This is a genomic window from Streptomyces sp. NPDC048106, from assembly GCF_040706415.1.
Lineage (GTDB): Bacteria > Actinomycetota > Actinomycetes > Streptomycetales > Streptomycetaceae > Streptomyces.
Genome location: NZ_JBEZND010000009.1, coordinates 1 through 19,458 on the forward strand (window position 1 = coordinate 1; position 19,458 = coordinate 19,458).

At 71.9% G+C, this 19,458-nt stretch carries 14 protein-coding genes and 3 pseudogenes; 8 read left to right on the forward strand and 9 right to left on the reverse strand.

What is annotated here, in order from left to right:
* Positions 1-205: 205 nt before the first annotated feature.
* Positions 206-793 carry a hypothetical protein gene (locus AB0927_RS11480; RefSeq protein WP_366667350.1) on the reverse strand — a complete coding sequence of 196 codons (588 nt, stop codon included), beginning with the start codon at positions 791-793 and terminating at the stop codon, positions 206-208.
* 569 nt (positions 794-1,362) lie between these two features.
* Here AB0927_RS11480 and AB0927_RS11485 point away from each other — a divergent pair.
* Together AB0927_RS11485 and AB0927_RS11490 are read left to right on the forward strand one after the other, a co-directional pair.
* Complete coding sequence (locus AB0927_RS11485) at positions 1,363-2,880, forward strand: glutamate--cysteine ligase (RefSeq protein ID WP_366667351.1); 1,518 nt, start codon at positions 1,363-1,365, stop codon at positions 2,878-2,880.
* A 315-nt stretch (positions 2,881-3,195) separates the two neighbouring features.
* On the forward strand, positions 3,196-4,026 hold the full coding sequence (locus tag AB0927_RS11490) for a type II CAAX endopeptidase family protein (protein WP_366667352.1): 831 nt from the start codon (positions 3,196-3,198) through the stop codon (positions 4,024-4,026).
* A gap of 15 nt (positions 4,027-4,041) precedes the next feature.
* Here the strand turns inward: AB0927_RS11490 and AB0927_RS11495 are convergent, their stop codons facing one another.
* The gene (locus tag AB0927_RS11495; RefSeq protein WP_366667353.1) at positions 4,042-4,854 is read right to left on the reverse strand and encodes a PhzF family phenazine biosynthesis protein; all 813 of its coding nucleotides are present in this window, start codon (positions 4,852-4,854) and stop codon (positions 4,042-4,044) included.
* A gap of 273 nt (positions 4,855-5,127) precedes the next feature.
* Here AB0927_RS11495 and AB0927_RS11500 point away from each other — a divergent pair, with 273 nt between their 5' ends.
* The 3 genes from AB0927_RS11500 to AB0927_RS11510 all read left to right on the forward strand — a co-directional run bounded on the left by AB0927_RS11500 (position 5,128) and on the right by AB0927_RS11510 (position 7,944).
* Positions 5,128-5,658 carry a Clp protease N-terminal domain-containing protein gene (locus tag AB0927_RS11500; RefSeq protein ID WP_366667592.1) on the forward strand — a complete coding sequence of 177 codons (531 nt, stop codon included), beginning with the start codon at positions 5,128-5,130 and terminating at the stop codon, positions 5,656-5,658.
* A 75-nt stretch (positions 5,659-5,733) separates the two neighbouring features.
* Complete coding sequence (locus tag AB0927_RS11505) at positions 5,734-6,729, forward strand: EamA family transporter (RefSeq protein ID WP_366667354.1); 996 nt, start codon at positions 5,734-5,736, stop codon at positions 6,727-6,729.
* Positions 6,730-6,921: 192 nt separating this feature from the next.
* A complete protein-coding gene (locus AB0927_RS11510; RefSeq protein ID WP_366667355.1) occupies positions 6,922-7,944 on the forward strand; it encodes an EamA family transporter in 1,023 nt (340 codons plus the stop codon).
* Here the strand turns inward: AB0927_RS11510 and AB0927_RS11515 are convergent.
* Positions 7,926-8,606, reverse strand: a complete 681-nt coding sequence (locus AB0927_RS11515; protein ID WP_366667356.1) for a pyridoxamine 5'-phosphate oxidase family protein — start codon at positions 8,604-8,606, stop codon at positions 7,926-7,928. The genes AB0927_RS11510 and AB0927_RS11515 overlap by 19 nt on opposite strands.
* A 62-nt stretch (positions 8,607-8,668) precedes the next feature.
* Here AB0927_RS11515 and AB0927_RS11520 point away from each other — a divergent pair, with 62 nt between their 5' ends.
* Positions 8,669-10,000, forward strand: a complete 1,332-nt coding sequence (locus tag AB0927_RS11520) for an aminotransferase class I/II-fold pyridoxal phosphate-dependent enzyme (protein WP_366667357.1) — start codon at positions 8,669-8,671, stop codon at positions 9,998-10,000.
* 5 nt (positions 10,001-10,005) lie between these two features.
* Here the strand turns inward: AB0927_RS11520 and AB0927_RS11525 are convergent, their stop codons facing one another.
* Positions 10,006-10,950 (reverse strand): DMT family transporter, encoded by a 945-nt coding sequence (locus AB0927_RS11525; protein ID WP_366667358.1) that lies wholly within the window; start codon positions 10,948-10,950, stop codon positions 10,006-10,008.
* A gap of 75 nt (positions 10,951-11,025) precedes the next feature.
* Between AB0927_RS11525 and AB0927_RS11530 the strand changes: the two genes are divergently transcribed.
* The gene (locus AB0927_RS11530; RefSeq protein ID WP_366667359.1) at positions 11,026-11,928 is read left to right on the forward strand and encodes a LysR family transcriptional regulator; all 903 of its coding nucleotides are present in this window, start codon (positions 11,026-11,028) and stop codon (positions 11,926-11,928) included.
* 37 nt (positions 11,929-11,965) lie between these two features.
* Here the strand turns inward: AB0927_RS11530 and AB0927_RS11535 are convergent.
* Together AB0927_RS11535 and AB0927_RS11540 are read right to left on the reverse strand one after the other, a co-directional pair.
* Positions 11,966-12,223: pseudogene (locus tag AB0927_RS11535) on the reverse strand (pyridoxamine 5'-phosphate oxidase family protein); the annotation flags it as partial.
* 207 nt (positions 12,224-12,430) lie between these two features.
* The gene (locus tag AB0927_RS11540; protein WP_366667360.1) at positions 12,431-13,429 is read right to left on the reverse strand and encodes a hypothetical protein; all 999 of its coding nucleotides are present in this window, start codon (positions 13,427-13,429) and stop codon (positions 12,431-12,433) included.
* Positions 13,430-13,869: 440 nt separating this feature from the next.
* Here AB0927_RS11540 and AB0927_RS11545 point away from each other — a divergent pair.
* A pseudogene (locus AB0927_RS11545) lies at positions 13,870-14,028 on the forward strand (site-specific integrase); the annotation flags it as partial.
* 1,150 nt (positions 14,029-15,178) lie between these two features.
* Here AB0927_RS11545 and AB0927_RS11550 read toward each other — a convergent pair.
* The 3 genes and pseudogenes from AB0927_RS11550 to AB0927_RS11560 all read right to left on the reverse strand — a co-directional run bounded on the left by AB0927_RS11550 (position 15,179) and on the right by AB0927_RS11560 (position 19,416).
* Positions 15,179-15,793: a molybdopterin-dependent oxidoreductase gene (locus tag AB0927_RS11550; RefSeq protein WP_366667593.1), complete on the reverse strand. Its 615-nt coding sequence runs from the start codon at positions 15,791-15,793 to the stop codon at positions 15,179-15,181.
* A gap of 1,134 nt (positions 15,794-16,927) precedes the next feature.
* Positions 16,928-18,415 (reverse strand): annotated as a pseudogene (locus AB0927_RS11555) (SAV_2336 N-terminal domain-related protein); the annotation flags it as partial.
* Positions 18,412-19,416: a MoxR family ATPase gene (locus AB0927_RS11560; protein WP_366667361.1), complete on the reverse strand. Its 1,005-nt coding sequence runs from the start codon at positions 19,414-19,416 to the stop codon at positions 18,412-18,414. The pseudogene AB0927_RS11555 and the gene AB0927_RS11560, both read right to left, overlap by 4 nt.
* Positions 19,417-19,458 lie beyond the last annotated feature (42 nt).

The following is a 19,458-nucleotide window of genomic DNA, read 5'->3' on the forward strand; positions in this document are numbered from 1 at the left end:
TCAGCCCGCAACTCCGCAACTTGCCGCACATCCATCTATCCACCGTGCCTCACACACCACGACCCCGGCAAACAGACATAACGAAGCACTACTAGGGTCTTTCTTTCGGATCAGGTCGCTCGGGCCGACGGTGCCTTGTGGCTGGCCAGGCCCCGCGACCGCCGACAGGATCCGAAAGAGAGGCCCTGGTCCTTCGTGGCCCGAATCAGGCAGCCGGTGAGCCGAGCAGGGGGAGCCGGTTGGCGCGCAGGGTCAGCACCGGGAGCAGGTCGGCGACCTGGTGCGGCAGGTGCGCCGCGATGCCGGGCGGTGCCGGGGCGAGCGGCACGAGCAGATCGGTGGCGGCCGGATGCCCCTCGGCGCCGTCGGCGGCGGTGTCGCCGTGCAGCCACAGGGTGAGCATGTAGAGGCCCGGCATCGACAACAGCCTTGGCTGGTAAGGCTGTTGCAGCGATTCCGCCTGCTTCAGGGCCAGCTCGGTGGAGGCGACGTACGGGCCCTCGAAGAAGTGCGAGAAGGCCCAGCCGTCGGGGGTGAGCATGGTCTCGGCCGCGGCCACCGCCCGGTCGCCGCAGCGGATCAGGAAGCGCCAGCCGGCCAGTCTGGTGGCGGACAGGCCCTGCGGGGTTATCCGGTCCAACACATGGACGGGCAAAGGGAGTTCGGGCGTCGCCGGCCCCTGCGCGGCACGCAGCGAAGGGGTGTGGGCCTCACGGACCGCGGCGGGTGAGCCCAGGGCGGCGAGGACGGAGCGCAGGGCGGGCGCGGGGGCAGGGGGAACGTGCAGCGGCATGGTGGGTCGCCTCTCATTCGACAGGCGCGGGGCGCGAGGGAGGTGGGGCGGACGGCGCTGTCTGCTCACGGAAGGCCGGAGAGGTGGGGGCCGGGTCGGTGAAGAACGAGGGTGCGGCTCGCCCCGCCGCCCGTCAACCCGAGCGGCAGGAATACGGCAGGACCAGGACCGAGGGCGCCACCCTTCCGCCTTGTGGACGAAGTTTATACGACAGGTGTGCAGACGGTGTTTCACCTATCCCATTGCCGTGGACCCCACAAGGCGCGAACAGGCCGCTGATTCGCGGAAATCATCCCGGTTTCCGGAGGTCACACGCCGTTGACCTCGCCCCACGTTCCGTTCGCGGACGGCCGAAAATCATCGGCGTTTTTCACGACGCGTTTCCGGGCACCCGAAGGTGCGCTCGCGACATGCCCCGTGAATGTGCCGCCGGGAACATTCCGACAGCGTAGCGGGCGTACGGGTGGCGCGGGACGTTATCGATCGCTTTCACTGGGCATTACTTCACCTGACCCGGGAGCCCCGGGCGGCCGGAACGTCGGTTCGCCCATCCGAGGAGGGATACTTCGATGGGGGAGAAGGTCGTGGCAGGGCAGTTCGACCTGTCCGATCGCCAGCACTATCGCGAAAAGCTCCAGAAGTGTCTGACGGGGCTGGAGCGGCTGCTGGTCGAGAAGCGATTCGACCGCCCCAGGAACCTCATGGGCGTCGAGATCGAATTGAATCTCGCCGGTCCGGACGGCATGCCCAAAATGTTGAACGGCGAAGTGCTCGAACGCATCGCCAGCCGTGACTTCCAGACCGAACTCGCCATGTTCAATCTGGAGGTGAACATCGCCCCGCACCGGCTCGGCGGCCGGGTCTTCGACCGCCTCGCCGAGGAGCTGCGGACCGCGCTCGCCTACGCGGACCGCAAGGCCGCGGAGGTCGACGCGGGCATCGTGATGACGGGCATCCTGCCCACGCTCGACCGGGACGACCTGGTCTCCTCCAACCTCTCCGAGGTCGACCGCTACACCCTGCTCAACGACCAGATCGTGGCCGCGCGCGGGGAGGACTTCCGGCTCGACATCGAGGGCGTGGAGCATCTGGTCTGCACCGCCAAGTCCATCGTCCCGGAGGCCGCGTGCACCTCCGTGCAGCTGCATCTCCAGGTCACGCCGGACCGGTTCGCCGACGTGTGGAACGCGGCGCAGGCGGCGAGCGCCGCGCAGATCGCCGTGGGGGCGAACTCGCCGTTCCTGTTCGGTCACGAGCTGTGGCGCGAGTCGCGGCCACCGCTGTTCCTCCAGTCCACCGACACCCGGCCGCCCGAGCTCCAGGCGCAGGGCGTACGGCCGCGGACCTGGTTCGGCGAGCGGTGGATCTCTTCGGCGTACGAGCTGTTCGAGGAGAACCTGCGCTACTTCCCGGCACTGCTGCCGATCTGCGACGACGAGGAGCCGCTGGAGGTCATCGACGCGGGCGGCACCCCGAAGCTCGCCGAACTCGTGCTGCACAACGGCACGATCTACCGCTGGAACCGGCCGGTGTACGGCATCGCGGACGGCGTCCCGCACCTGCGGGTGGAGAACCGGGTGCTGCCGGCCGGGCCGACCATCACCGACATCATCGCCAACGCGGCGTTCTATTACGGCCTGGTGCGCGCCCTGGCCGAGGAGTCCCGGCCGGTGTGGACCCGGCTGCCGTTCGCCGCGGCCGAGGCCAACTTCGACGCGGCGTGCCGCTACGGCGTCGACGCCCGCTTCGTCTGGCCCCGGCGGGGGCGGTACGGCGGCACCGGCGAGGTCGACGCGGTCACCCTGGTCCGCGACGAGCTGCTGCCGCTGGCCTCGGCGGGGCTCGACGCGTGGGGCGTCGAGGCGGCCGACCGCGACCTCTACCTCGGCGTCATCGAGGAACGCTGCCGCCGCCGGGTCAACGGCGCGTCCTGGCAGGCCGCCACGTTCCACCGCGCTCTGGAAGGGGGCCTGTCCCGCGAGGCCGCGCTGGCCGCGACGACGCGACGGTATGCCGAGCTGATGCACGTGGGGGAGCCGGTGCACATGTGGCCGGTGGGGCTGCCGGAGCCGGTGCCGATGGGGTGAGCCGCGGGCCTGTCGGGGACTAGGGGGTGTCCGGCGGATCTTGGTGGAGGGAAGTCGCGGCACGGTTTTGACCCAGGTGAGCGGGGTCTGGTGCGTCGAGATGCAAGGCGGAGGAGGGAGTCGACGCGATGGGGGCGCCCCCGCGCGAGCGAAGCCGAGCGTGGGGGAGTCGGCGACCGACGACAACACCGCAGATCGGCGTGCCGGACCCCGCGTCTGCGCCAAGATCCGCCGGACACCGCCTAGGCGTGCCGGTGCCGTGCGCGGTGGCCCGGTGCGCGGTTCTCCAGGGCGCTTCTGCGATCCTTGCGGGCAATGCGGGAGTCGGCTCGTGAGGTGTGGGAGGCAGGGGTGAAGGTGGCGGCCGGGCTGGGGGGCGGGCTGGAGCAGCGGCGGACGAGGCGGATCCTGCGGGACGAGACCGTTCTCGTGCTCGCGTTGTCGCTGGGCGCGAGCGGGGTCTCGGCGCTGATCAGTTTCATCGGCTCGGTGACCAGGCCGGGCGGCCTGAAGGACCAGGCCGCCACCCTCAACGCCTCGGCCGCGCCGGGCCGCCCCTGGCTCGACCTCGCCTGGCAGCTGTTCGGCATCGCCACCGCCCTGGTCCCGGTCGCCCTGGTCGCCCACTTCCTGCTCCGTGAGAGCGGCAGCCTGCGCACCCTCGGCTTCGACCGCACCCGGCCCTGGCCCGACCTCGGCCGGGGAGCGGCGATCGCGGCGGTGATCGGCAGCACCGGGATCGCCTTCTACCTGGCCGCGAGGGGCCTCGGCTTCAACCTCACCGTCGTGCCCGAGGCCCTGCCGGGCGTGTGGTGGAAGTACCCGGTGCTGATCCTGTCCGCGGTGCAGAACGCGGTCCTCGAAGAGGTCATCGTCGTCGGCTATCTGCTGCGCAGACTGGGCCAGTTGGGCTGGGCGCCGGGGACCGCGCTGGTGGCCAGCGCGGTCCTTCGCGGCTCGTACCACCTCTACCAGGGCGTCGGCGGCTTCCTCGGCAACATGGTCATGGGCGTGGTCTTCGTCTGGCTGTACCGCCGCTGGGGCCGGGTCGGCCCGCTGGTCGTCGCCCACTCACTGCTCGACATCGGCGCGTTCGTCGGTTACGCGCTCCTCGCCGGCAGGGTGGGCTGGCTGCCGACGGCCTGAGGCGCGGCGGATCGCTCAGGCGCGCAGGTCGCCCTCGATGACGGTGACCGCCCGGCCGGTGAGCAGGGTGCGCTCGCCGCGCAGCCCGGTGCGCACCAGGCCGGTGCGGCGGGAGGCCTGGAGGCCGGTGAGGTCGTCGCGGCCGAGGCGGGCGGACCAGTGGGGGGCGAGCGCGGTGTGGGCGCTGCCGGTGACGGGATCCTCGTCGATGCCGACGTTCGGGAAGAAGCAGCGGGAGAGGTAGTCGTAGCCCCGTGACGGGTCGTCGGCGCGGGCGGTGGCGATGATCCCGCGCGTGGAGTACGCGGCGAGTGCCTTGTGGTCCGGGGCGAGTCCGCGGACGGTCTTCTCGTCCGCCAGTTCCACCAGCAGGTCGCCGACGTTCGCCCCGGTGTCGAAGACGGCGACCGGCTCCGCGCCCAGCGCCTCGGCGACGCCGTCCGGCACCTCCACGGGGGTGAGCGGCGCGCTGGGGAAGTCGAGGGTGATCGCGCCGGCCTCGGCGGGCGTGGCGACCAGCACCCCGCTGCGGGTGGCGAACCGTACCGGCCCCTCGTGGGCGCCGCTCGTGTGCAGGACGTGCGCCGTGGCCAGCGTGGCGTGCCCGCACATCGCCACCTCGGTGACCGGCGTGAACCAACGCAACGCCCAGTCCGCGTCACCGCCCGCGGGCAGCCGGTGGGCGAACGCCGTCTCGGCGTGATTGACCTCCATGGCGACGTCCTGCATCCAGTCGTCGGCCGGGAAGACGTCGTCCAGGAGCAGCACGCCCGCGGGGTTGCCCGTGAAGGGCCGGTCGGCGAAGGCGTCCACGATTCGAATGCGCATGGCCCGAAGCTAGCGGCTCCGCCTTCCCCCGGACCAAGGCCAATTCGGGAGTCCTGGCCCGCTTTCCGGCTCGGTCCGCCGGCCGGCGCCGGGCAAACCGGCGCGCGCGCCTCGGGGTGAATCGGCGGAAATCTCCTCCCCAGGGATGAGATCGGTCGCGCTGATGTCCACTCTGTGCGGGACGTCCAAATGGTTCCGCTCGTGGATGACTCGGCCGCTTGTGACTGATGGGGTGGGGTTGTGCAATCCAGTACCGCCCGTACGACCGCCCCCGTGCCCGAGGGGGCACACCCGCACCAGGACGCCGCGGGGCTCGGCGCCGAGCTCGCGACGGTGCTCGCCGGTGCCCGCCGCAGGGCCGTACGGGACGGCGACCGCCAGGCCGACACCGCCCACCTGCTGCACTCGCTCCTCGAACAGGACCCCGAGGTGCGCGCCGCCGTGGGCGGTCCACCCCGACTCGCCCGGCTCCTGGGGTATCTGGTGCAGCGCAGTATCGGCTACGGCCTGCGCTGGCAGGGCAGCGTGGAGGACTCGGGCGCGATCCCCGTCGTGCCCCGTCCCGCCACGGGGGAGACGGCCGACTGGTCCCCGGCGGCGGCCGCCGCCCTGCACCGCGCCCGGGACCGGGCACGGCGGCGCGGCCGGGACGCGGCCGGCGCGCCCGACCTGTTCGCCGCGCTCGTCGCCGACCCGGACTCGCGGGCCGTCGAGGTCCTCGCCCGCGCGGGCGTCGACGCGCGCGGGCTGTCCGCCCGGATCGAGGCCGGTTCCGGGGAGTTCGCGCAGGACACGACCGGCTGAGCACCCCGCCGTCCACCTCCTGAGACAGGTGTCAACGAGGATGACGCTCCTGTCGTCGCCTGTCATCATGACCCGGTGCATACGTCTGAGAGCAGTGCCAGCGGTGGCAGGGGCGTCGGGCTCGGCCTCGCGCTCGTCTCCGCGCTGGCCTTCGGCGGGTCCGGGGTGGCCGCCAAGCCACTGATCGAGTCGGGGCTCGACCCGCTCCACGTGGTCTGGCTGCGGGTGGCCGGCGCCGCCCTGGTCATGCTGCCGCTCGCCTGGCGCCACCGCGCCCTGCCGCGCCGCCGCCCCGCGCTGCTCCTCGGGTTCGGGCTGTTCGCCGTCGCCGGGGTCCAGGCCTGCTACTTCGCCGCGCTCTCCCGCGTTCCCGTGGGCGTCGCGCTGCTCATCGAGTACCTGGCGCCCGCGCTGGTGCTCGGCTGGGTGCGGTTCGTGCAGCGGCGGCCCGTCAGCCGCGCCGCCGCGCTCGGTGTGGTCCTCGCGGCCGGCGGACTCGCCTGCGTGGTGGAGGTCTGGTCGGGGCTGAGCTTCGACGCGCTGGGCCTGGCGTTCGCGCTCGCCGCCGCGTTCTGCCAGGTCGGCTACTTCGTCCTGGCCGACCAGGGCAGCGACGCGGGCGAGGAGGCGCCGGACCCGCTCGGCGTCATCGCCTACGGGATGCTCGTGGGGGCCGTGGTGCTCACCGCCGTCGCCCGCCCCTGGGACATGCGCTGGGACGCGCTCGCCGGTTCGGCGCGGATGAACGGCACCGCCGTACCCGCCCTGGCCCTGCTCGCCTGGCTCGTGCTCGTCGCGACCGTGCTCGCCTACGTCACCGGTGTGCTGTCGGTACGACGGCTGTCCCCGCAGGTCGCCGGGGTCGTGGCCTGTCTGGAGGCCGTGATCGCGACCGTGCTGGCCTGGGTGCTGCTCGGCGAGCACCTGTCCGCGCCGCAGATCCTCGGCGGCGTCATCGTCCTGGTCGGCGCGTTCATCGCCCAGTCCGCCACTCCCGCCCAGGTGTCCGCCGAGCCGGTGGCCGCCGGCGGCCCGCCAAGGGAGTTGTCCGGGCAGCGCACGTCCGCCTAAAGTGCTGGTCATGCCGTCCACGCTCGTTCTTCCGCCCCCCGCCGCCTGAGGCGGGCCTCCGGGACAACCCGCCCGGTGCGATGAGCACCGGGCCGGACGGTGCTGCCCGCAGACGAAGTCCGCGCGCCCCGCTTAAGCGGGGCGCCCTCGAACTTCCGCACCCCTCGGGTGCGTTCCTGCGGAGAAACTCCTTTGTCGAACTCGAACTCGAACTCGAACGCCAACGTGCGCGCGAACACCGGCGCCGGCCTGCCCGTCGGGCGTGGCCTGCTCTATCTGATCGTCACCGGTGCCGCCTGGGGCACCGCGGGCGCCGCCGCCTCCCTGGTCTACCGGACCAGCGACATGGGCGCCTTCGGCCTCTCCTTCTGGCGCTGCGCGCTGGGGCTCCTGCTGCTGCTCGCCGGCCGCGGCCTGCGCCCGCGGACCCGCCCGGCCGCGACCGAACCGGCGGTGCGCCGGGTGCTGAAGGCCGTCGCCACCGGCCTCGGTCTCGCGGTGTTCCAGACCGCCTACTTCGCGGCCGTGGCGGCCACCGGACTCGCCGTGGCCACCGTCGTCACCCTCGGCGCGGGGCCCGTGCTCATCGCGCTCGGCGCCCGGCTGCTGCTCGGTGAACGGCTCGGCACCGGCGGGGTTCTGTCGGTGGCCGGGGCCCTCGCCGGACTCGCCGTGCTGACCTTCGGCGACTCGGCCGCGACCGTCCGCCCGGCGGGCGTGCTGCTCGCGCTGCTGTCGGCCGCGGGCTACGGCGTCATGACCCTGCTGACCCGCTGGTGGGGCCGGGACGGCGGCGCCGACGCCTCCGACACCACGGTGTGGGCCTTCGCGGTGACCACCCTGTGCCTGCTGCCGCTCGGGCTGCACGAGGGGCTGCTCCCGCACACCGGTCACCCGGCCCGGCTGCTGTGGCTCCTGTGCTACATCGCCGCCGTGCCCACGGCGCTCGCGTACGCCCTGTACTTCGCGGGCGCGGCCGTCGTACGGTCCGCCACCGTCTCCGTGATCATGCTGCTGGAGCCGGTGACCGCGGCCGTGCTCGCCGTCGTCCTGCTCGGCGAGCGGCTCACGGTCACCACGGTGGCCGGCACCCTGCTGATGCTCACGGCGGTCGCGGGCCTGACCGTGAGCGAGAGGTCGCTCCGCCGCGGCGGCGCGGCGGAGCCCACCGGCGACCCGGCCGCGCCGGCGGAGGCCTACTCCCCGGCGAGGTAGTCCGGCAGCCCGATCCCGGACGCCAGGTTGTCGTTCGGGATCGGGGCGTCGTACCCCTTGCGGAGCGGGACGACACCGGCCCAGTGGGGGAGGGCGAGGTCCTCGGGCTCGTCGTTGGCGCCGCCGGTGCGGATCTTGGCGGAGACCTCGTCCAGGTCCAGGCGGATCACCGCGGTGGCGGCCAGCTCCTTCTTGTTCGCGGGCCGGGAGTCGGCGGCGCGCCCGGGTACGACATGGTCCACCAGGGCGTCCAGCGCCGTCCGCCGCTCCTCGGGGGCGGTGACCTCGTGCGCGATGCCGTGTACCACCACCGAGCGGTAGTTGATCGAGTGGTGGAAGGCGGAGCGGGCCAGCACCAGGCCGTCGACGTGGGTCACGGTCAGGCACACCGGCAGGCCCGGGTCGGCCGCGCCGGTCATCCGCAGCGGGCGCGAACCCGTCGAGCCGTGGACGTAGAGCCGCTCGCCCACCCGGCCGTACAGCGTGGGCAGCACCACGGGCCTGCCGTCACGGACGAAGCCCAGGTGGCAGACGTACCCCTCGTCCAGTATCGCGTGCACCACGTCCTTGTCGTACGACGCCCGCTCCGCGTCGCGCGTGGGCACGGTGCGGTCGGTCGGGTGGTAGGCGGTGGGCTGGGTTTCCGCGGTCGTGCCCGGCATGACGGTCCCTCCAAGGCGAAGCCGACAGGCGATCGCTTTTGTACTAGTGCATAATGTGTTTTGTGCTAGGAGAGTATCGGATCGAGGGGCGCGGCGCAGCAGAGATCGCGGCCGACGTCGAGCGCGCGGTAGGTACCGGGGAGCTGCGGCCGGGTCAACCGCTGCCTCCCATGCGGGAGTTGGCGGTCCGGCTGGGGGTGAATCCGAACACCGTCGCGGCTGCCTATCGCACCCTGCGCGAACGCGGGGTGATCGAGACCGCCGGGCGGCGCGGCAGCCGGGTGCGGCCCAAGCCGGTCACCACCGGGCGCGACCAGTTGCGGGTGGAGGTGCCGCCGGGCGCCCGCGACCTGTCCACCGGCAATCCGGATCCGGCCCTGCTGCCCCCGCTCGCCCCGGCGCTGGCCGCGGCGGCCGAGGCGGGGGACCGGCGGCCCGTGCTGTACGGGGACGACCCCGTCGACCCGGAGCTGCTCCGCGTGGCCCGCGCCGAACTCGACGCCGACGGCGTCCCGCAGGGGTCCCTCACCGTCACCTCGGGCTCCCTCGACGCCGTCGAACGCGTCCTCGCCGCCCACCTCAGACCCGGTGACGCGGTCGCCGTCGAGGACCCCGGCTGGGGCAGTGCCCTCGACCTGATGCCGGCGCTGGGCCTGCGCGCGGTCCCGGTGAGCGTGGACGACGACGGCCCGTCCGCCGAGGACCTGGCCCGCGCGCTGGCCGCCGGGGCCCGTGCGCTGCTCGTCACCGCCCGCGCCCAGAACCCGACCGGCGCCGCCGTGACCGCCTCCCGGGCGGACGCCCTGCGCACGGTGCTGCGCGGGCATCCGAACACCCTGCTGATCGAGGACGACCACGGCCACGGCATGGTGGACCTGCCCCCGCACCCCCTGGCGGGCGTCACCCGGTACTGGGCCTTCGTGCGTTCCGCCGCCAAGACCTACGGCCCCGACCTGCGCCTCGCCGTCCTCGCGGGCGACCCGGTGACCGTCGACCGGGTCCGCGGCCGCCAGCGCCTCGGCCCCGGCTGGGTGAGCCTCCTGCTCCAGCGCACGGTCGCCCGGCTGTGGGCCGCGGGAGCGGTGGACCGCACGGCGGTGGCGGAGTCCTACCGCTCCCGGCGCGGGCCTCTGCTCGACGCCCTCGCCGCGCGCGGCATCGAGGCCCACGGCCGCTCCGGCATGAACATCTGGGTCCCGGTCCCCGACGAGACCACCACGGTCGCCCGCCTCCTCCAGTCGGGCTGGGGCGTCGCCCCCGGCGCCCGCTTCCGCCTGACGAGCTCCCCGGCCATCCGCATCACGGTGTCCCCGCTGACCCCGCGGGACATCGAGCCCCTGGCGGACGCGGTCCAGGCGGCGGTACGGCCGTCACCGCCGCGGGTCTACGGGTAGCCGGACTAGGCTGCCTTCCTGCTCCGCACCTGCGTGAGCGCCGCTCCCGCGAGTACGATCACCGCCCCTACCGGTGTGTTCCAGCCCAGCGACTCGCCGAGGATCGCGACGCCCGCCGCGGTCGCGATGACCGGGATGAAGTAGGTGACCATCTGCGCCGTCGTGGGCCCGACTTCGGCGACCAGACCGTACTGGAGGAGTACGGCGAGCCCCGTCCCGAGAGCCCCCAGCGCGGCGACGGCCAGCAGCGGCACCAGGGCGAAGTGCTTCGGCAGACCCGTGAACAGCGGGGTCACGACGGCCAGTTGGACCGTCGCCACCAGCAACTGCCCGCCCGTCATCGACAGATGGGAGTTGCCCGTGCCCGACAGGGTCCGCCGGACGTAGATCCAGCCCACCGGGTAGCTCAGCGAGGCGAGCAGGGCCATCGCGGTGCCGGTGGCGTCGAGGCCGTGGAAGCCCTGCCAGGCGCCGAGCACCGTCAGCACGCCGAGGAACCCGAGACCCAGGCCGGCCACCCGGACCCGCGTCGGCCGGTCCTCGGAGAGCGCGACGACGGACAGCGCCATGCCCCACAGTGGCGACGTGGCGTTGCAGATGCCGGCGAGCGTGGAGGGGATGGTCAGCTCGGAGTAGGCGAAGAGGGAGAACGGCAGGGCGTTCAGGAAGAACGCGGCGACCGCCATGTGCGCCCACAGCCGCCCCCCGCGTGGCAGCCGCTCCCGCTTGACGGCCATCGCCGCCACCAGCACCGCGGTGCCGAAGACCAGCCGCCCGAGCGTCACCTGGAACGGCGCGTACCCGCTCGTCCCCACCTTGATCAGCAGAAAGCTGAAACCCCAGATCAGGGACAGCGCGCCGAAGCGCAGTCGCCAGTCGAGGCGGGGGCGGGGAAGTGCCGGGTCCGGCGTGGCGGGGGACTGGGTTCGGGGCGTGGCGACCGTGCTCATGGTGTCAACCATGCGGCAACCGAACCTCTTAGCACAATCGAGAAATCCCACTGGGTATCTCGTAGGATAACTTACATGTTGAACTTGGAGCGGCTGCGTACCCTGGACGCCCTGGCCCGGCACGGCTCGGTCAGCGCCGCCGCCGACGCGCTGCACGTCACCACGTCCGCGGTCTCCCAGCAGCTCGGCAAGCTGGAACGCGAGATCAACCAGCAACTGCTCGCCAAGAACGGCCGGGGCGTGCGGCTCACGGACGCCGGCCGGCTGCTCGCGGAGCACGCGGCGCGCATCCTGTCGCAGGTGGAACTGGCCGAGTCGGACCTGGAGGCGCATCGCGGGCAGGTCGTCGGCGAGCTGCGGCTGTCCGCGTTCCCCACCGCCGCCCGGGGTCTGTTCCCGGTGGCGCTGCGGGAGCTGCGCGCCGAGCATCCGGGGCTGCGGGTGCGCTCCAGCGAGCTGGAGCCCGAGCAGGGCATCGCCGCCGTGGTGCGCGGCGACCTCGACCTCGCGGTGGTCCTCGACTGGTACAACAAGCCGATGCCGGTGCCCGACGGACTGGTCAAGGCGCCGCTCCTGGACGACCCGGCCGAGGTCGCCATGCCCGCGGGACACCGGCTCGCCCACCGCGACGAGGTGGACCTCGCCGAGTTCGCCGAGGACGAGTGGATCACCTGGGGCGCGGGCGAGTTCTGCCACGAGTGGCTGATGTTCACCCTGCGCTCCCGGGGCGTCGAGCCGATCGTCGGCCATCGCGCGGGCGAGACCCACACCCAGCTCCAGCTGGTGGCCTCGGGGCTCGGGGTGTGCATCGCACCGCTGCTGGGCCGCCATCCGGTGCCCGAGGGCGTGGTCCTCGTCCCCCTCACCCAGCGGGTGCGCCGGCACGTCTACGTCATCTGGCGCGCCGACGCCGACCGCCGCCCCTCCATCCGCGCGGCGGTCGACGCCCTGCGCACGGCCGCGCGGAAGGTCGGCTGACCCGCGCCGAGGCCCGGGTGTGCTGTCCCGGCACTCCTCACAGAGACCCGAGTTTGCGGAAGTCCCAGGAGACGATCCGCTCCGGGACGATCCGCGCCCAGGCGTGCCGGCCGTCGTGCGGCATCTCGTCCAGGCCGAAGTACTTGCGGGCGAACAGCCGTTCCGCGGAGTCGAGCCGGGGGCACGGCTCCCCGGTGCGGGGCGCCTCGCCGACGAACTCCGCCCGGCCCGCCAGCTCGGCCCCGCGCAGCTCGCCGTACTCCTCGCCCGAGTCGACCAGCGGCGCGAGTGCCGGTCGGACGCGGCACAGCTTCAGCGTCCGGTCAGCGCCTCGCGCCGACCCGTACGGCCACCCGCGGTCGGGCCATGGACGCCCGCTGTCGGCCCTGGTCGGATTCCTCGACGTGTTCGCGATCCCCGGGAAGGCCGCAGGTTCCCCCCTGCCGAGGAGGCGCAGGGTGAGGCTCTGGAGGGATCCAGGGCTTCACGCGTCTCTCGTGGGTCACTTCAGGACGTTCAGGGTGTTGGTGGCGTCGTCGACGAAATACACGGCGTCGCCGTCCAGGTCCACGGCCAGACCGAACAGCGCTCCGGTGCCGGGTGGGGTGCCGCTGTTGTCGAGTTGCCGGAAGGCCACTTGGCGGCCCGCAGGCGTGGTCTCGACGATATTGCCGTCACCGCCGTTGACGGTCAGGATGTCGCCGTTGGGGGCGATGGCCAGGCCGAGGGGACCATTGAGCCTGCCGCCGCTGCTGACCACCCGGCCGGTTCCGGCGCTGGATTCCCGGGTCACCGCGCGCGGGATGACAGTGATCCGGTTCTTGGCCGTGTCGGCAACGTAGAGCGAGCCATCCTTGGCGAGACCGACGCCGGTCGGGCCGACCACCAGGGCGTCGGGGTCGGTCCTCTCGGCGAAACCCGAGCCGATCACGGTGGTCTTCAGTCGCTGCGGCGGCTGGTTGGCATGAAGCTGGAGGGCAATGCGCAGAACGGTGCCCCGGTCCACTTCGTTGCCGCCGCCCGCCACGGTGCCGTTGAGCACGTTGGTGACGAACAGGTCGGTACGGTCGCCGTAGCTCTTGGCGGTCATGTCCCATGGTCCGTTGATGCCGCCTCCGGCGAGCGTCTCGCGGACCTTGCCTTGGTTGTCCAGCACCAGCAGGCAGCCCGCCCGCGCGGTGGCGGAGGTGCCGTCGGCGGTCGGCAGGCTGCCGACTACCACCCACCCGCCGGGCAGGATGCTCAGGGCCGTGGTGAGACCAACACCGCCGGGACAGGGGCCGGGCAGGTGGGCCGGGTCGATCTGCGCGAACAGCGTCGTCGTGCCGCGCGGGCTGACCTGCACCAGGGTGGTGCCCGTGCCCTGCTGGTTCTGGCTGTTGTTGAAGTTGCTGACCAGTACGTCGCCCTTGTGAAGCTTCCCTGCGTCACGCGGGACCACGGCTGTGCCGTAGGGATTGACGTCGCCGTTCGCGGGGACCGTTGAGGCGATCTCGTGCACGGTGCGGAGTCGACCGAGGAACGTCCCATCGGCGGAGGCGGCACCTGCCGCAGCCGCTACCAAGATGGCCGCGGAGGCTGTCAGCGCGGACAGCCTCCGAGTCAACGGTGGCAAAAAGTTGTCTCTCATGAGCATCACATTAAAAGCGAAGTCAGATTTGGTATGTTCAGACACGCTTTGTCTCAGGTGTTTCGCCCCGCCCAGCGGCCGGAGTGCACATGCCTGCGGGCCCCTCCCCTCACCCATTGCTGCCGCGCTGGCCCGAATGGGCCGTCACTCACTTGCCAGACGGTCCCGGCTCGCCGGCGGGCTCGCCCGTGCGACGGCGCGGGGTGTGGGCCGAGTGTGGCGGCGTGGCGGCGGACGTCGGCAGCAACCGCGGGCCAGCAGCACCGCGGTGAGGGCTGAGCCTGAACGGCTGGTCGTGCCGGCGGCCGGGGCACATGTATCCCTCGATCATGCTGGAGGCGGGCGGGTCCGTCGTGACCTTGGCACGCTGGCTCGGGCACTCCTCGCCGGCGATCACGCTTGGTTACTATGCTCACTTCATGCCCGAGGGTGGAAGCAAGGGGCGAACGGCCATTGACGGACTATTGGGGAGGGCCTGGGAAAATGTTGAAAGAGGTCGCCGCGACCCGCTACATCACGCCCCTGCGCGAGGGCGGCTCGCTGCCGGGACTCGTCGAGGCCGACGACTTCGGGACCTACGTCATGAAGTTGTCTACCTGATGGCGCTGACCTGCATCGATACGGCTGTACCCACCCCTGAACAGCGCAGATGCGTCTTTCAGCGTCTTTCGGGATCGTGCTGTGTTAGGCGGTCGATTCTCCCCACGCGCTCCCCAGGTTCGTCGATACTCCCCGGATTCTCCCCAGGAAGTGTCATTGCGGCGGGCTGCGGTGGCACGGGAGGTTATGTCATCGGAGGCGCTGTGAAAGGCATGCTGAGTGACTGTCTGCGAGGGCAGGGCAGAAGTCTGGCGCCGAGCGGTCGAGCGCAAGGCACTGGCGAGGGTGGTCTGCTGCGCAGTTGACGAAGCTGGTAATCGAGGGGCCTAAGGGTGAGCTGAAGGATCATCCGATGTGGGAGCGCGGGGGCGGCCCCACGAAGGGCTCACGACCGTCTTGCCCGCGTTGCTTTCCTGGTTCCGGGTGGGGAGGCTGGCGGAAGCCTCACGGTCTGTATGTCTATGACACAGGTCGACGGGCGGGGACTATATGGCCCTACCCTCCATCTGCCTCTCCAGCTGCATCAGCACGCCATTGGGCTGGGCGAACAGTTGCGCCGCTCGTGAGGCATCAACGGTGATCAACTCATTTACCGAGGTGTGCCCTCGGTAGTGCCTGTCGAATCCGGTCTCCTGTTACACGCGTTCAGCGTGCTGCGGATACCGGTGATGAGCCGCCAGCTCGTGCCGCCGGGCTCCTCGTGGAGTCATCTATTCTCACGCCCCGTTGGTATGACCAGTTCGCTTCAAGGGGTGGGGACCCTGGTCGCCATGATCGACATCAACGCCCCTGCTTGTGACTGCGCAAGACGGCCGACCAGCGCGTGCGCGATTGCGCGTGTACGGGCGGGTGGGATATACGCGGCATCAGAAGCCGCCGCGATCTCGCGCAGCAAGTCGGCCTGCGGTGCGGACGCTGCTCATTGCATCACTCCGGTACCACCCGACGGGGTCGCCCACATAGGTGAAAGGGGCGCCGATCGAGGGGTGTTGGGGCCTCTTACGAGAGGTAGGCGCCCTTCTACAGGACTGGCCCTTCACCCGGCTCCTCCTGATAGCTGTAGCGCTGCTCGCGCCAGACCTCGCCGATGTTGTGGTAGCCGCGCTCCTCCCAGAACCCCCTGCGGTCACGCGTCATGTACTCGATGCCCCGGACCCACTTGGGGCCCTTCCAGCCGTACAGTGGGGGTACCACCAGCCGGACCGGGAATCCGTGCTCCGGTGTCAGGGCCTCCCTGTTGCGGAACCGCGCCAGGAGCGACTGGTCGGAGGCGAATTCGCGCAGGCGGAGGTTGGCACTGAAGCCGTACTCGGCCCAGACCATGACGTGGGTGACGTCCGGCGCGGGAGGGGCGAGCGCCAGTAGGGTCGACGTGGCCACCCCCGACCATTCGTTGTCCGGAACCGTCTTGCCGGAGACGCAGTGCAGGTTGGCCACGACCGTCGACAGCGGCAGCTCGGTGAACTCCTCGAAGCTCCAGATGTGCTTGTCGCCGGAGGCCGTGGCGCCGAAGACGCGGAAGTCCCACCGCTCCGGCTTGAACTTCGGGACAGGGCCGTAGTGGCGCGTGGGCCAGCCCGCCACCGAACGCTGGCCGGGCGGAAGGGCCTCGTCGTCGCGGGTACGGGTGGGGATCGGGCCGTGCGCCTCGCGCGGCCGGTCGCTGTCCCTGGTCCACCGCTGCCAGAAGGAGAGCCTCCGAAGGGTGGCGAGGGTGTCGTGGTGGTCGGGGCCCAGCCGCTCGGTCTGGTCCGCCAGCAGCTCGGCCAGTGCCGAGGCGGCCTTACGGGCGTGGCCCTCCGCCAGATCGGGCCGTTCGGAGCGGATGAGAGGGCCCTGCCCGTTGAAGTGACGGGCCAGCTTCATCGCGGTCGTTGCTAGGAGAGTCGCATCCTTGGCGGGTCCGTGCTCAAGCAGAGCCAGGGCGCCGGCGAGACATCCCTCATAGTCGACGGCGAGCGTGTTGTCGTCACCAGCCTCCCCGGCGGGAATTCGGGCCAGCGCGTCGGCCGCCAGCACCATCGTGGCGGCCCTGCGCTCGGCATGCTCCGTGTGGACCTCCTGATCGGGATGGTCCGCCACGACTCCGTAGGCGTCCGCCGCCCGCGTCAGCAGCCCGTACTCCGCCCAGGATGGGCTGGGATGCCCGGGCGGGCCCCCCAGCAGCTCCGGGGGGACGAGTCGCGTCCAGTCCTCCGTCCTGTCATGCTCGCCCGCCAAGGCGACGAGCGCGTCCCCCAAGGCTCCGGTGGTAACGAAGTCGCCAGGCACGACCGGGCGGTTCGGGTCCCGCAGTCGGGCGCCCTCGTAGGCCGTCTCCACCGCGTTGGTCAGATCCTCCGGCATGCCGAGGGCCCGCCAGCGGCGCAGCAGCGCGCCGGAGAGGAGCCCGCGCAGCCATGTGGACCGTGTGTTGTCGCACGGGCTTTCCCGCAACACGCGGAGCAGCCGGATGGCCTCCTCCAGATCGCGTACGGCACCGTCCTCGTCGTAACGGTGCAGATGGCGGTCAGCGCGCCGGAAGTGGGCGAACCACTCGGAGTTGAGCAGCCGGACGGGTCCGGCGGACTCCACCGACGCAGGGCGGGGCGAATCGCTCGCGGTTGGGTAGAAGCGTCGGAGCACCTGGCTTGCCACGTGGGCGAACGCCTGCTCGGCCGGGTGCGCGTACCCCTTGCCCGCTCCCGCCACGTCGCTCATGTGTCCGGTGGTGCCGTCGAGGTAAGTCGCGGCGAGCGCCGGGAAGTTCCGGGTGCCACGGCCGAACTGGCGCTCCACGTAGTGCGAGACCTCGCGCAGGACAAGGGCGGCCTCGCCGCGGTCGACCCTGTGGAGCAGTTGCTCCCGCACACCGTCCTGGAAGTCGAAGAAGATGTCGTCGATATCAGCCGATGCCTCGGGACGACGTACGAGGAGGCCGCTGAGCAGCACCTCCGCCAGCTCGGAGGGGCCGGTGTGAGGCAGCATCACCCGCTGCACGAGGCGCATGATCGGAAGGATGAGGGGGGCGGTGGCCAGGTAGTGCGCGAGCCGGACGGCGTCAGGCGAGGCGGCCGTGAAGAAGGCGCGCAGGAGGCGTGCGGGGTCGCTCACGGCAGTGGCGGCCCTCGGTGCACGGGAGGCCAGGTGGCGGGGAAGCACCCAGGCGGCGGCTCCTCTGACCACCGGGGTAGTGCCCGCCAGCACGCGGGACCAGGCCCCGAGCGCCGTAGGCGTCGGCGAGAGGACTGGGACGGCGAGTGCGTTCGACGCCGGATCGGGCGGCTCTTGGCCGTGGGCGCGGAAGTCCCAGCCGGCACTGCGTTCCTGCCGCCGCAGGGTGCCCGGGACCGGCGGCAGGTGGGTGCGTGACCACATGCGCTGTGGCAGCGGCTGGAGTACGGCGACGGGTGCGGCCTGTGCCCGCCGGTGGAGGTCGCGCTGCATACGGCCGCTGCGCCAGAGCGGGCCCGTGCAGTCGGAGAGGAGCAGGGTGATCGTCCGCCCGGCTGCGTCGCGGAGTCCGGTGGCCGGGGTGGACACGGAGTCCGGGCGGGGGGAACTGGAGACCACGACCGTCCCGGTGCCGGGGAGTTCGTGCAAGTAGTGCACGGCGATGTCGTGGAAGGCACCCGAACGTCCGCAGGCACGCCGGAGTTCGCGCAGCAGCTGGTGCCAGGGCGCCATCGAGGTGGAGACGTCCATGAGGAGCTGGAGACGCGCCGCGGGCCGATCCCATCTCTCCAGTACGGGCAGGAGGAAGCCGGTCTCGGCGGCGAGTTCGGCTGTGGCGGCCTCGTCGAGCGCGGGATCGGAGGGCGCCCCCGTCGGCGGGCTGTAGTGCCGGAGCGGGCGCAGGGCGCGGCGCAGCGGCTGGGTGTCCGGCAACGCGGTGCCGCCCGGCAGCTGGACGCCGACCGAGGCGGCGGCCTGGCCAGCCTGCGCCCGCACACGCACCAAGTGTTCGTCCTCCGGGCTGGCACCGAGGTCGGGCAGGGGCGAGGGCGGCAGGGCGGCGGCGGACGCGGCGGGCGCGTTCCCGGGCGTGGGAGGCGGCGCCTCCGTCCCGGCGTCTCCGGGCCCCATGGGGGAAGGCGAGACGAACCGGGCCAGCCACAGAGCGTCCGCGACCGTGTCAGGGGCCGTGGACAGGCCCGCGCCGGTGAGCCTGCGCACCAGCTCCTCCACCGGTGGGCGGGCCGGTTCGGTGTCCTGGCCCGGGGGCGTCCCCCTCTCCCCCGGTCGCGCGGCTCCGGGCGTTCCCGGTTCCGTGCTCATGGTCGACCCGGTCCGAACGGACGCATCAGCAGGTCCGCGAGGCGCTCGCGCCCCACAGGATCCTCCTGGGCGCTGTACTGCGTCAGATAGATCGCGTTCAAGAGCTGATCGGCGGCACGCAGCCCGCCGGGCGACGCGGAGAGGAACCGCTCGATGATGTCCTCATTCTCCTCCGCGGACGCGCTGCCGAAGTGTGCCTGGACCATCGCTGCGAGCCGGTCGGCGTTCGGGGTGCGCATGTCGAGATGGATGCAGCGACGCAGCAGCGGGGCGGGGAAGTCTCGTTCGTCGTTGCTGGTCATCACCACCACGGGGAACTCACGGCAGCGCACGCGCCCGTCCACGACCGTCGCGGACAACCCGTCGTGGGTGAGTACGGATACCGTCCCGCCTTCGTCGTCCCGGCGAACGCGCTCCAGCTCCGGGATGGCGAACTCCCCCTCCTCCAGCACGTTGAGGAGGTCGTTGGGCAAGTCGACATCGCCCTTGTCGAGTTCATCGATCAGCACCACGCGAGGCCGCTCTGCGGGCAGGAGCGCGGTGCCGAGCGGACCGAGCCGCAGATAGCGGCCGATGCCGGTGTCGGTGGTGCCGGGCAGCTGGGACTCCTGGAGCCGGCCGATGGCGTCGTACTGGTAGAGCCCGTCGCGCAGCGTGCTGCGGCTGACGATGGGCCACTGCAGCAAGCGACCGAGTTTGAGCTCGTGCGCGATCGAGTGGGCGAGCGTGCTCTTGCCGGTGCCGGGGTCGCCGGTGATCAGCAACGGGCGGCGCAGATACAGGGCCGCGTTGATCAGTTCGAGTTCGTCCAACGGGCCACGGACGGCGAACCGGCCCCGGGACGTACCGAGCCTGCGAGTGGAGGCGCTGTCGAGCGGGGGGGCCGGCGGTGACCCCGCGAGCTCACCGTCGAACGTGCGCCAGGGGGGTGGCGGGGGCAGCCGGCTGATGCCGTCATGCGGTTCGCTCACGCCCTGGTAGATGAACCAGTCGCTGTTCACGGAACTCCTTCGGTGCGGGAAGCGGGGGCGGCGGAGTGCGGG